The 12,246-nt window shown below is 72.7% G+C and carries 11 protein-coding genes; 9 read left to right on the top strand and 2 right to left on the bottom strand.

Translation table 11 applies throughout. The annotated features are described in order from the left end of the window. Positions 1-70: 70 nt before the first annotated feature. Positions 71-751 carry a phosphoribosylglycinamide formyltransferase gene (gene purN, locus ACFYVL_RS28640; RefSeq protein WP_389249829.1) on the top strand — a complete coding sequence of 227 codons (681 nt, stop codon included), beginning with the start codon at positions 71-73 and terminating at the stop codon, positions 749-751. Further along, the gene (purH, locus tag ACFYVL_RS28635) at positions 735-2,291 is read left to right on the top strand and encodes a bifunctional phosphoribosylaminoimidazolecarboxamide formyltransferase/IMP cyclohydrolase (RefSeq protein ID WP_389249827.1); all 1,557 of its coding nucleotides are present in this window, start codon (positions 735-737) and stop codon (positions 2,289-2,291) included. Before purN ends, purH begins: the two co-directional genes overlap by 17 nt. A gap of 201 nt (positions 2,292-2,492) precedes the next feature. Here purH and ACFYVL_RS28630 read toward each other — a convergent pair whose 3' ends face one another. Continuing rightward, positions 2,493-3,245 carry an RDD family protein gene (locus ACFYVL_RS28630; protein ID WP_389249825.1) on the bottom strand — a complete coding sequence of 251 codons (753 nt, stop codon included), beginning with the start codon at positions 3,243-3,245 and terminating at the stop codon, positions 2,493-2,495. A gap of 239 nt (positions 3,246-3,484) precedes the next feature. Between ACFYVL_RS28630 and ACFYVL_RS28625 the strand changes: the two genes are divergently transcribed. Both ACFYVL_RS28625 and ACFYVL_RS28620 read left to right on the top strand, forming a co-directional pair. After that, positions 3,485-4,354: a bifunctional methylenetetrahydrofolate dehydrogenase/methenyltetrahydrofolate cyclohydrolase gene (locus ACFYVL_RS28625; protein ID WP_389249823.1), complete on the top strand. Its 870-nt coding sequence runs from the start codon at positions 3,485-3,487 to the stop codon at positions 4,352-4,354. Positions 4,355-4,375: 21 nt separating this feature from the next. Beyond that, the gene (locus ACFYVL_RS28620; protein ID WP_389249821.1) at positions 4,376-5,359 is read left to right on the top strand and encodes a DUF3017 domain-containing protein; all 984 of its coding nucleotides are present in this window, start codon (positions 4,376-4,378) and stop codon (positions 5,357-5,359) included. A gap of 116 nt (positions 5,360-5,475) precedes the next feature. Here the strand turns inward: ACFYVL_RS28620 and ACFYVL_RS28615 are convergent, their stop codons facing one another. After that, positions 5,476-5,931: a hypothetical protein gene (locus tag ACFYVL_RS28615; RefSeq protein WP_389249819.1), complete on the bottom strand. Its 456-nt coding sequence runs from the start codon at positions 5,929-5,931 to the stop codon at positions 5,476-5,478. A 340-nt stretch (positions 5,932-6,271) separates the two neighbouring features. On the opposite strand from ACFYVL_RS28615, the gene ACFYVL_RS28610 reads away from it, so the two are divergent. From ACFYVL_RS28610 to ACFYVL_RS28590, 5 genes are all read left to right on the top strand, one after another. Further along, the gene (locus ACFYVL_RS28610) at positions 6,272-7,087 is read left to right on the top strand and encodes a helix-turn-helix domain-containing protein (protein WP_389249817.1); all 816 of its coding nucleotides are present in this window, start codon (positions 6,272-6,274) and stop codon (positions 7,085-7,087) included. Then, positions 7,084-8,001 (top strand): helix-turn-helix domain-containing protein, encoded by a 918-nt coding sequence (locus ACFYVL_RS28605; RefSeq protein WP_389249815.1) that lies wholly within the window; start codon positions 7,084-7,086, stop codon positions 7,999-8,001. Before ACFYVL_RS28610 ends, ACFYVL_RS28605 begins: the two co-directional genes overlap by 4 nt. Before the next feature lie 409 nt (positions 8,002-8,410). Beyond that, entirely contained in the window at positions 8,411-9,757 is a 1,347-nt protein-coding gene (locus ACFYVL_RS28600) for a DUF2690 domain-containing protein (RefSeq protein WP_389249813.1), read from the top strand. A 320-nt stretch (positions 9,758-10,077) separates the two neighbouring features. Beyond that, the gene (locus ACFYVL_RS28595; protein WP_389249811.1) at positions 10,078-11,067 is read left to right on the top strand and encodes a malate dehydrogenase; all 990 of its coding nucleotides are present in this window, start codon (positions 10,078-10,080) and stop codon (positions 11,065-11,067) included. A gap of 193 nt (positions 11,068-11,260) precedes the next feature. Further along, positions 11,261-12,079, top strand: coding sequence for a hypothetical protein (locus ACFYVL_RS28590; protein ID WP_389249809.1), 819 nt, complete (start codon positions 11,261-11,263; stop codon positions 12,077-12,079). The last annotated feature ends 167 nt before the right edge of the window (positions 12,080-12,246 follow it).

Raw genomic sequence — 12,246 nt, 5'->3', positions numbered from 1 at the left:
CCCGTACAGCGGGGTGCGACGCGTTCGTACGACCATACAAACCGCACCACCCGCGAGAAAGAGACCCGCCGTGGCCTCCCCGCCCCCCTCCTCCACCGCCGCCTCAGGCTCCGGACAGCGACCGAGAACCCCCGCCCGACTGGTGGTCCTGGTCTCCGGTTCCGGTACGAACCTCCAAGCACTGCTGGACGCCATCGCCGCGGACCCGGCCGGATACGGCGCCGAGGTCGTCGCGGTCGGCGCGGACCGCGACCGCATCGCCGGTCTGGAGCGGGCCGAGCGGGCCGGCCTGCCCACCTTCGTCGTCAAGGTGAAGGACCACCCCACCCGCGAGGAGTGGGACGCCGCGCTGGCCGCCGCCATCGCCGCGTACGAGCCCGATCTCGTCGTCTCGGCGGGCTTCATGAAGATCGTGGGCAAGGAGTTCCTCGCCCTCTTCGGCGGGCGGACGGTCAATACGCACCCCGCCCTGCTCCCCAGTTTTCCCGGCGCCCACGGTGTCCGTGACGCACTCGCGTACGGCGCGAAGGTCACCGGGTGCACGGTCCACTTCGTCGACGACGGCGTCGACACCGGCCCGATCATCGCCCAGGGCGTGGTCGAGGTGCGGAGTGAGGACGACGAAGCCGCTCTCCATGAGCGCATCAAGGAAGTCGAGCGCACGCTGCTCGTCGAGGTCGTGGGGCGTCTGGCCCGGCACGGCTACCGCATAGAGGGACGAAAGGTACGAATTCGTGAGCACGGTGCTTAAGCCCATCCGTCGCGCGCTGATCAGCGTCTACGACAAGACCGGTCTTGAGGAGCTCGCCCAGGGCCTCCACGCGGCGGGCGTCGAGCTGGTGTCGACCGGCTCCACCGCAGCGAAGATCGCCGCCGCCGGGGTGCCCGTCACCAAGGTCGAGGAGCTCACCGGGTTCCCCGAGTGCCTGGACGGCCGGGTCAAGACCCTGCACCCGCGCGTGCACGCCGGCATCCTCGCCGACCTGCGCCTGGAGGACCACCAGCGGCAGCTCGCCGAGCTGGAGATCAAGCCCTTCGAGCTGGTCGTCGTGAACCTCTACCCCTTCACGCAGACCGTCGCCTCGGGCGCCACCCCCGACGAGTGCGTCGAGCAGATCGACATCGGCGGCCCGTCCATGGTCCGCGCCGCCGCCAAGAACCACCCGTCGGTCGCCGTCGTCACCAGCCCCGAGCGGTACACCGACGTCCTGGCGGCCGTCGCCGAGGGCGGCTTCGACCTCACCGCCCGCAAGCGGCTGGCCGGCGAGGCCTTCCAGCACACGGCGGCGTACGACGTCGCCGTGGCCGCCTGGTTCGCCGATGACTACGCCGCCGCCGACGACAGTGGTTTCCCCGACTTCATCGGTCAGACGTACGCCCGCAAGAACGTCCTGCGGTACGGCGAGAACCCCCACCAGGGCGCCGCCCTCTACGTCAACGGCAAGGGGGGTCTGGCGGAGGCCGAGCAGCTGCACGGCAAGGAGATGTCGTACAACAACTTCACCGACACCGACGCCGCCCGCCGCGCCGCCTACGACCACGCCGAGCCGTGCGTCGCGATCATCAAGCACGCCAACCCGTGCGGCATCGCCATCGGTGACGACGTCGCCGAGGCGCACCGCAAGGCGCACGCCTGCGACCCGCTCTCCGCGTTCGGCGGCGTCATCGCCGTCAACCGCCCGGTGAGCCTCGCCATGGCCGAGCAGGTCGCGGAGATCTTCACCGAGGTCATCGTCGCCCCGGGGTACGAGGACGGGGCCGTCGAGGTCCTCGCCCGCAAGAAGAACATCCGGGTACTGCGCTGCGACGGCGCCCCCTCGGACACCGTCGAGGTCAAGCCGATCGACGGCGGCGCCCTGCTCCAGGTCACCGACCGCCTCCAGGCCGACGGCGACGACCCGGCCAACTGGACGCTGGCCACCGGTGACGCGCTGTCCGCCGAGGAACTCCAGGAGCTGTCCTTCGCCTGGAAGGCCTCCCGCGCGGTGAAGTCCAACGCGATCCTGCTCGCCAAGGGCGGCGCCAGCGTCGGCGTCGGCATGGGCCAGGTCAACCGCGTCGACTCCGCGAAGCTGGCCGTCGAGCGGGCGGGTGAGGAGCGGGCCCGCGGCTCCTACGCCGCGTCGGACGCCTTCTTCCCGTTCCCCGACGGCCTGGAGATCCTGCTGAACGCGGGCATCAGGGCCGTGGTCCAGCCCGGCGGTTCGGTCCGTGACGAGCTGGTGGTCGAGGCGGCGAAGAAGGCGGGCGTGACGATGTACTTCACCGGCACGCGCCACTTCTTCCACTGATCACGCGCACGTAGCTGACGTAGCCGAAGGAGGCCGCGTCCCTGGCACACGGGGGCGCGGCCTCCTTCACGCGGTGCTCGGGCCGGGGCGGGCGGCGGAGCGCTCCGGGTAAGACGGAAGGCCGTCAATTCCGCACCACGGGCGAGGAATTGACGGCCTTCACAGGACCCCTCCGGAAGTTTTGCTTCCGGGGCGCCGCAATTACTTCTTGATGACGATGGTGCTGCCTGCCCGGTCGTGCCAGCCCTGGAGCTTGCCCGAGTTGTCGAAGAACGGGGAGAGGTAGACCAGGAGCGTGCCGAGACCGCAGAAGAGCGAACCGACCATCGGGATGATCCAGCGGATGAAGCCCGCACCCAGGCCGGGGGCCTGACCGGTGGACTCCTTCACGACCTTCACACCGAGGACCATCTTGCCGAGCGTGGCGCCCCAGATGGAGACCATCAGCCATTCGTAGAGCAGGGCGATGAGTCCGAAGAGGGCGAGGGCGCCGAAGAAGCCGGCGATGATGCCCGCGCCCGCGCTGGCGTTGTCGTTCACGCACTGGGTGTAGTCCGCGGCCATCGGGTCGCAGTCCTTGAGGGTGTTCGACGCACCCACCAGACCCGCCAGGCCGATCGCCGAGAAGATCGCGTACAGGATGCCGTAGGCCACGGCGTCGAGCGCGCGCGCACCCAGGCGGCGGCCCATCGTGGCGAGTTCGACGGTGCCCAGGCCCGCCACGTTGATGTAGCCGTTGTTGGCCTGGAGGGTGCCGGCCGGACCGGGCATCGGCTGGCCCGGCTGCTGCGGGTAGCCGTAACCCTGCTGCGGGACGCCCTGCGGGGCCTGCTGCGGGTAGCCGTAACCGGGCTGACCCTGCGGCGGCTGCTGCGGGTAGCCGTAGCCGGGCTGGCCCTGCGGGGGCTGCTGCGGCTGCTGGCCGTAAGGGTTGTTGGGGTCGCCGAAGCTCACGTGCGATTCCTCCGTTGGTGCTGGGGACGGTGCGGGCCGAGCGGAGGAAGTTACGTAAAACGAGCGGTGTGCCCCCCTGCGCTGCCGCGGAACTGCGCGCCACATCGTTGTATTACGGTCAGCATTTTGTCCAGCCGGTAGCTCTATGTGTTGTGTAAGCGCAACGTTTGGTTCCGGCTGGTGACAAAGGGGGAAGGCCGAATTGGAACCCCGGGGCACTCTTCCGCGAAGATGGGTCCATGACTGCCCAGATTCTCGACGGCAAGGCCACCGCAGCCGCGATCAAGTCCGAACTTTCCGGCCGCGTGGCGGCCCTGAACAGCCGGGGAGTCACTCCCGGGCTCGGCACCCTGCTGGTCGGCGACGACCCGGGCAGCAAGTGGTACGTCGCGGGCAAGCACCGCGACTGCGCCCAGGTCGGCATCGCCTCCATCCAGCGCGAACTGCCCGACACCGCCACCCAGGAGGAGATCGAGGCCGTCGTACGGGAGCTCAACGAGGACCCGGCCTGCACCGGCTACATCGTCCAACTCCCGCTCCCCAAGGGCATCGACACCAACCGCGTCCTGGAGCTGATGGACCCGGCCAAGGACGCCGACGGCCTGCACCCGATGAGCCTCGGCCGGCTCGTCATCGGTGAGACCGGCCCGCTGCCCTGCACCCCGTACGGCATCGTCCAGCTGCTCCGCCACCACAACGTCGAGATCGCGGGCGCCCACGTGGTCGTCGTCGGCCGCGGCATCACCATCGGCCGCCCGATGCCCCTCGTCCTCACCCGCAAGTCCGAGAACGCGACGGTCACCCAGTGCCACACCGGCACCCGGGACCTCTCCTCGCACCTGCGCCAGGCCGACATCATCGTGGCCGCGGCCGGTGTTCCGCACCTGATCAAGCCCGAGGACGTCAAGCCGGGCGCGGCCGTGCTGGACGTCGGCGTCAGCCGCGACGAGAACGGCAAGATCGTCGGCGATGTCCACCCGGGCGTCGCCGAGGTCGCCGGCTGGGTCGCCCCCAACCCGGGCGGCGTCGGCCCGATGACCCGCGCACAGCTGCTGGTCAACGTCGTCGAGGCCGCGGAGCGTGCCGCCGGTATCACCGACGCGGGCTGACGGGGAAAGGTACCGACGGCCATGAGCGGCAAGGCGGACGACCGCGGCGGCCCCCGCCGCGGTGAGGTGAGCGGCGCCAAGGGCTCCGCGGGAGCCACGGCGGAACCGGGGACGGAGCCGAAGCCGGGGACCGTGGCGGAGGCAGCGGCCCTTCCGGCGTCCCCGCCGGGGCCGGACCCGGAGTCCGAGCCGGGGGCGGAGTCCGAGCCGGACCCGGAGTCCGGGTCGGGGCGGCAGGACGGGTCCCGGCCGGCGCCGGGGGCGAGTTCGGATCCGGATCCGGATCCGGCGTCCGCCCGGGAGCCGGAGTCCCAGTCGGAGTACGAGCCGAAGCCGAAGCCGAAGTCGAAGCCGAAGCCCGAGCCGGAGTCTGCACCGGAACCCAAGTCCGGCCCCGGGACCGGTCCGGCCGCCGAGTCCGAGTCGGCAGCCCGCGCCGCCGCCGCCCCCGAGCCCGCCGGGTCCGCAGCCGGCGCCGACTCCGCCTCCGAGGCCGCCACTGGCTCCGAGACCGAGCCCGAGCCCGAGCCCGAGCCCGAGACGGAGACCGAGTCCGAGCCCGTTGCCCCCGGTGCCGTCAGTGCGCCGGGTCCCGAGGGGCCCGTCCGGAGCACCCGGCGCTTTCCCCTGTTCACCAGGGACACCGCCCGTCCCGAGGGTGGCGGCCGGGCCGCTCCCGGGGACGCCCCGGCGCCCGCCAGACAGTGGCCGCTGATCACGGTCCTGGGCACGACCGGGCTCGGGCTGCTGGTCGTCGCGGTCGACGCGTTCGAGATCGGTTTCCGGCTGGGCACGGTCCTGATCGGGCTGGCCCTGCTCACCGGTGCCGTACTGCGCTGGTCGCTGCCCTCGGTCGGGATGCTCGCCGTCCGCTCCCGGTTCACCGACATCCTGACGTACGGGGTGCTCGGGCTCGCCATCACGCTGCTCGCCCTGATGACGCAGCCCAGGCCCTGGCTGACGATCCCGCTCCTGGAGGACGTGGTCCGCTTCACGGTGCGCTGACCGGCCGGTCCGTACCGACCGGCCGTCCCGGACAGGGCGGTGGCCCGGTCCCTCCTCGGGGGAGGGGCCGGGCCACCGCGCTCATGGCCCCCGGCGCACCGGTTGCCCGATGCCGGTCAGCGGCAGCTGGGGCTGTTGCGGATGTTGATCGCGTACGGCATCCAGCCGGAGCTGATCCGGTAGCTGCGGCCGGGCCGCGCGCACTCCCAGTGCTTGCCGCTGCCGTTGCGGCGCTGGAGGTAGATGCGGGCGCCGTCGTCGCGGCGGGAGTTGACGACGACGTTGGACGAGCGGCCTCCGGAGCCGAGCCGCTGGTAGCCCCGGTCCTTGTACGCGGCCTTGAGCGTGCTGTTGCGGTAGAAGCAGACGCGCGGCCAGGCGCAGCGCACCCGGGCGTTGACGGCCGCCGCCGCGACGCCGGACGCGCCGAGCGTCGCCGGTGCCGACGGGACGGCGCGTGCCTGGGACTGGGCCGGTGCCGCGGCGGCGCCGGGGGCCGTCCCGACGGCGAACAGTCCGCCGACCGACAGTGCCGCCGTCGCGAGTGCGACGGCACGCTTCTGGGATCGCATAGGTGTTTCCTCCCCGTTGCTGAGCTGTACGAGCGGTGTACGGCACAACAGTGCGGGGCCACTTCCGGTCGCCACCAGAGCGGCGGCCCCGGCCGGGACACGGCGGGACGTCCCAGCCCGCCACCTGCGGGGACGCGGTGTCCCAGGACGTCGCGGTGGGACGGCGGGGACGCGCGCTGCGGGCGGAAAATGTCCGGAACGCGTCCGGACCGCCGGAAACCGGGAACCCCCGCGGCGGCGCCCCGCATCATCAGTGGGGACTGCCGGGGGTAGTAATCACCCGGTTCGGGGGTTCCGGGCACGGTGTGCCCGGACAAGTACGAGCGCGTACGGGGTGGTCATGGCGCGTTGGAAGGCACTGCCGGCGGAGCTGGGGGAGCGGGACCGTCAACTGGTCGTTCAGCTCAGAAGGATGAAGGACCACAGCGGTCTCAGCCTGGTCGCGCTGGAGACCAAGACCGCGAGCAGCCGCTCCTCCTGGGAGCGCTACCTCAACGGCCGCACCCCGCCGCCCAGGGAGGCGGTCGCGGACCTGGCCCGGGTCTGCGGCGCCGACCCCACCAGGCTGCTCGTCCTGTACGACGTCGCCGCCCGCGAACGCGACGGGCAGCGGGAGCGGGACCTGCCGGGGACGGCCGCGGCGGCGGCCGACGGCCGCGAGGAGCCGGCCGCGGCGGCGCCGGCCGACGGGACCGGCGCCCCGGCCGGGGCCGACGGGCCGGGGCCGCCGACCGCCCGCACCCTCCACTTGGGCCCGCCGCTGGTCGGGGTCGCGGTGTTCGCCCTGCTGGTCGCCCTCGCCGCCGGCTACGCCCTCGCCCGGGTGCTGGGCGACGAGGGGGCGCCCGCGGACGGTGCCGCGCGGGGCTACGCGTACGAGGAGGGGCGGACGTTCCCGTGCGAGGTCGGGCGCAAGGACGGCGGGCTCTACGCGGGGCACAGCGTCAGCCGCGACGCCCTGCTGATGACGAACTCCAAGGGCTGGGACGTGGTCGAGGCGCAGTGCCTGCTGCGATACCACCACCTCGACCCGGGGGCGGTCGACGGCCTGTACGGGGCGCGGGCCAGGGGCGCGGTCGAGATCTTCCAGCGGGAGCACCGGCTGGTCGTGGACGGAGTGGTCGGCGAACACACCTGGCAGGAGCTGCGCCGGTGAGCGGGGTGACGGACGGCGGGCCGCGGAATGTGCCCGGGAGCGTCGGTGACTGTGCCCATCTGGCGGAGGAATTGCGCGAGTTGAAGGCACGTACCGGCCTCAGTCTGGCCGCGCTGGCCGAGCGCACCCCGTACAGCAAGTCGTCGTGGGAGCGCTATCTCAACGGCAAGAAGCCGGTGCCCAGGCAGGCCGTCGAGGCGCTGTGCGCGGTGGCCCGGGAGCCGTGCGGGCGGCTGTTCGCGCTGTGGGAGCTGGCGGACGCGGCGTGGAGCGGCCGGTCGGGTGCAGGGGCGCCGGAGACGGTCCCGCCGCAGGTGTCCGCCCCCGCCCCGCCCTCCGGTCCCGCGCCCGCGCGCCGGACGGGGTGGCGGCCGTACGCCCTGCTGGCGGCCGGTGCCGCGGTCGGTGCGGCGGCCGTGTTCGCCGGGGTCGCCGCCTTCGGGGCCGGTGGTCCGCGGGCCGTGACCGGTGGCGACCCGGTGCGGCGGCCGACCGGTGCGGCGGGCGTCGAGGCGGGCTGCCTCGGGGTGCAGTGCGAGGGGCGGGCCCCGACGGGCATGGGGTGCGGGCAGCAGGGTGCGGCGACGTCGCTGGTGGACCGGTTCGCGAAGGAGGGCCAGCGCCTGGAGATCAGGTACAGCGAGCTGTGCCGGTCGATGTGGGTGCGCGCCTCGCATCTGAAGGTGGGCGACAAGGTGGCGCTCTACCCGGCGCTCAGGGACGCGGGCGGCGGCCCCGTCAAGGCGGGCGAAAGGGGCGAAAACGGTGGAAAGGTGATGCGGGCGGCGGCTCTTGATGTGGGGGATGCCACAGGGTGGGTGGTCACGGCGATGACCGCACCGCGCGATCCGTCGGGTGCGCGGGTCTGTTTGGAGCCGGCGACGGGGGGAATTCCGGAGTGCTTCGGCAAGTGATCCAAACGTGATCGACAAGCGCAACTCGACGGAACCATTCTGGGATTGAACAGCGTCTTGAACTCCGGCGTTCTGATGTGGATCATCTTAAAGATCTTGTACCGGGTGAAGACGCCGGAAGGTTGGACTTGTGGGGACATAGCGGGTGTCCGGAGGGGAAGCCCAGGGCTCCGGCAATCCGCACACAGCAACGATGGGACACTGGTACGGGCGATCGGGACGGGAGGCGTGCAATGGGGTGCGCCGGTGTTCCGAATTGCTCCCGTGCGCTCCCATCCCAGGAACTGACATCCTGGCTCCGCGCATCCCTCTGGGTAGCCAGGTTCCCCAGGTTCGAAGGGACACGGGCAGGGGGCAGGGGAAGAGCGCGGGGCACATCAGGAACGTACGGGGGGACAAGGGGGAAGCAATGCCTCGTTGGAAAGCGCTGCCGGAGGGACTCGACCCGCAGGTCAGGGAGTTCGCGAACCAGCTGCGCAGGCTCGTCGACCGCAGCGGACTGAGCGTCGCCGCCGTGGCGGACCGCACCGGGTACAGCAAGACGTCCTGGGATCGCTATCTCAACGGACGGCTGCTCGCGCCCAAGGGTGCGGTCGTCGCGCTGTCCGAGGTGACCGGGACGAACCCCGTTCACCTCACCACCATGTGGGAGCTCGCGGAGCGCGCCTGGAGCCGTTCCGAGATGCGCCACGACATGACGATGGAGGCCATCCGGATCTCCCAGGCGCGCGCCGCGCTGGGCGAGTTCGGACAGCCGGGTACGAAGAACGGGCGCGCCCGCAAGCAGAGCAGTGCCGCTCCGCCCTCGCGCGGTGCGTCCGGTGCGGTCTCCGACCGCGCGGCCCGTCCGGGCGCGTCCGGTCCCGCCGGCGGCCCGCGCACGTCCGAGGCGCCGCGCGCGGCCCGTCCGGCCCGTCCGGCGAACAACGACGCCCTGGACATGACCACCAACCTGTCCACCGGGCTGCCCAAGCAGCGCACCGGCCAGGGCCAGTCGTCCGGTCCCGGCGCGGGCGCCGGTGCGGGTGCGGGTGCCCGGAGCACCGGCCGTCCCGAGCACGAGCGGGACTACGCCAGCGACTTCGAGCGCGGCTTCAGCCAGGGCCAGAGCTACAACAGCCCCTCCGCGTCCGGGTCCGCACAGGGCCGGGGCGGTGCGGGCGGGGCCGGCGGCGGCTACAACCGCCCCTCGGCGCCCGAGTCGCCGCGTCCCTCGCACCAGCCGCCGCCCAACTCGGCGCCGGACCGCCAGCGGCAGCGCCGCAAGCTGACGATGTTCCTCGCGGGTGTCGTCGGCGCGCTGCTGGTGATCGTCGCCGCCGTGCTCCTGACGGGCGGCGACGACAAGGACAAGGACCCGCAGGCGGGCAAGACGCCGGTGGCCACCCAGAAGCCCACCACGCCCAAGCTGCCCGCCGGGGTCAAGTGCAACGGCGACGCCTGCGAGGGCAAGGACCCCGAGGCGATGGGCTGCGGCGGCGAGTACGCCGTCACGTCCGCGCGCGGCAAGGTCGGCACCGCGAGCATCGAGGTCCGCTACAGCAAGACCTGCGGTGCGGCCTGGGCCCGGATCACCGGCGCCGGCTCCGGCGACAAGGTGACCGTCTCCTCGGACACCTCCGCCGCCGGTCAGAAGGGCACCGTCAACGCCGCCACCGACGCCTACACGCCGATGGTGGCAGCGGCCACCGCCGACGAGGCGAAGGCGTGCGCCACGCTGAAGTCGGGCAAGAAGGGCTGCACGGTAGCCGAATGAAAAAACTCGCAGATTCGGGGGAATGCCCCGCGCCCTTCGGGGCAGGTGCATGACATCCCCCCACGGGTGTTCTTCACCCCGGGACGGCCGCCCGCGCAACTCCCCCCTTTGCGCGGGCGGCCGTCTTCGTGTGCGGGGGCCGTTCGTCCGTGCCCCGGCGACGCGCCCCGCGCCCCCGGTGTGCGGCGTCCCACAGGGACCCGGGGGACGGTCCCGTCCGGGGTCCGATAGCCTGACGCACGGACATCTCTCCACATCGAGATATCCCGCACACAAGGGGCAGGGACCCCCGCCACTTCGCTTGTCTTACGGAGATCGCCATGACCCGCACTCCCGTGAATGTCACCGTCACCGGCGCGGCCGGCCAGATCGGCTACGCGCTGCTCTTCCGCATCGCCTCCGGTCACCTGCTCGGCCAGGACGTGCCGGTCAAGCTGCGTCTCCTGGAGATCCCGCAGGGCCTGAAGGCCGCTGAGGGCACCGCCATGGAGCTCGACGACTGCGCCTTCCCGCTGCTCCAGGGCATCGAGATCACCGACGACGCGAACGTCGGCTTCGACGGTGCCAACGTCGCCCTCCTCGTCGGCGCCCGCCCCCGCACCAAGGGCATGGAGCGCGGCGACCTGCTGTCCGCCAACGGCGGCATCTTCAAGCCGCAGGGCAAGGCCATCAACGACAACGCCGCGGACGACATCCGCGTCCTCGTCGTCGGCAACCCGGCCAACACCAACGCGCTCATCGCGCAGGCCGCCGCCCCGGACGTACCGGCCGAGCGCTTCACCGCGATGACCCGCCTCGACCACAACCGCGCGCTCTCGCAGCTCTCGAAGAAGACCGGCACCCCGGTCTCCGAGCTGAAGAAGCTCACGATCTGGGGCAACCACTCGGCCACCCAGTACCCGGACATCTTCCACGCCGAGGTCGCGGGCAAGAACGCCGCCGAGGTCGTGAACGACGAGCAGTGGCTCGCCGACACCTTCATCCCGACCGTCGCCAAGCGCGGCGCCGCGATCATCGAGGCCCGTGGCGCGTCCTCCGCCGCCTCGGCCGCCAACGCCGCCATCGACCACGTCCACACCTGGGTCAACGGCACCGCCGCCGGCGACTGGACCTCGATGGGCATCCCGTCGGACGGCTCGTACGGCGTCCCGGAGGGCCTGATCTCCTCCTTCCCCGTCACCTGCAAGGACGGCAAGTACGAGATCGTCCAGGGCCTGGAGATCAACGAGTTCTCCCGCGCGCGCATCGACGCGTCGGTCCAGGAGCTGAAGGAAGAGCGCGACGCGGTGCGCGAGCTCGGCCTGATCTGATCTGATCCGATTCGCTTCGGGCGAAGGCCCCCACTCCCGTGTTCCGGGGGTGGGGGCCTTCGCCGTGCCCGAGCCAAGTGTTTCCGGGTGTTCCGGGTGTCCCGGCGGGCCGGGGACCTTACTCTCCGGGGTCGGCCGATCTACGATGTTGCCCCGCTCGTACGGGAGTTCCTACGGAGGGGGCCCGGTGCCGGTGCGTGACGAAGAGGACTGGGGTCCGGGCGACGGCGCGGGCCGGGACGGCCACGGGGCGGACGCCGGGCAGGCCCCGTACCCCCGCTCGCCGTTCAGCGTCGGGCGGGCGCGGCGCGGGGTACGGGTGACCCCGTTCGGCGCGCTGCTCGTCGCGGGCGGGCTGGTGCTCGGGGTGGGCACCGGGTGGCTGGTCAACGGACGCGGGGACGGGGCGGGGGCCGGGCCGTCGGCGGTACGGATCGATGCGTCGCATGCGGTGGGGGCGGGAGCGCCGGGGACGGCGGGGGCGGCGGGGGCGGTGGGAACGCCGGGGTCGCCCCGGCCGGCCCCCGTCACCTCTCCGCCCTCGTCGTCTCCCTCTCCCTCTTCCTCTCCCACCCCCACCGTGCCCGCGGACTTCGCCGTGGTGCGGGATCCGTCCGGGGTGACCCTGGCCGTTCCCGGCGGGTGGCGGCGCAGCGAGGCGGCGTCCGTGTACTACCGGGCGCCGGACGCCCCGTACAGCAGGTTCCTGCAGTTCTGGCCGCTCGCCGAACGGGACATCAGCGCCACCCGGGCGCTGCGCATCACGGTCGCCACCCACCGCGGGCTGCCCGGCTTCGAACTCGAAGCGCTGCATCCCACCGGCAGGGGCGCCGCCGAACTCCGCTACTCGTACGACAGCCCCCGCACGGGGCGGCGGCTCGCGCTGCTCCAGCGGGTGTTCACCGCGGGGGACGGGCGGCGGTACGCCTTTGCGGTGGTGGGGCCGGCGGAGGAGCGGCGCTGGCACAGGGCGACGCTCATCGCCGCGCTGGCCCCCTTCACACCGCCCTAACGGAACCGCGCCCCTCACTCCGGACCCCGCCCCCTTGCGCGGCGCTGCCGCACCCCCACGCCCCGCCTCCTTGGGCGGCGGTGCCGCACCCCCCCCGCCCCGCCTCCTTGGGCGGCGGGGCCGCCCCCCGGGGGGCGGGACGGGCGGGCAAGGGGGCGGCCCCCGGC

The sequence above is a fragment of the Streptomyces sp. NPDC004111 genome (assembly GCF_042874215.1).
GTDB lineage: Bacteria > Actinomycetota > Actinomycetes > Streptomycetales > Streptomycetaceae > Streptomyces.
The sequence above is the reverse complement of the archived record's forward strand: the minus strand, read 5'-3'. Positions and strand labels throughout refer to the sequence as shown.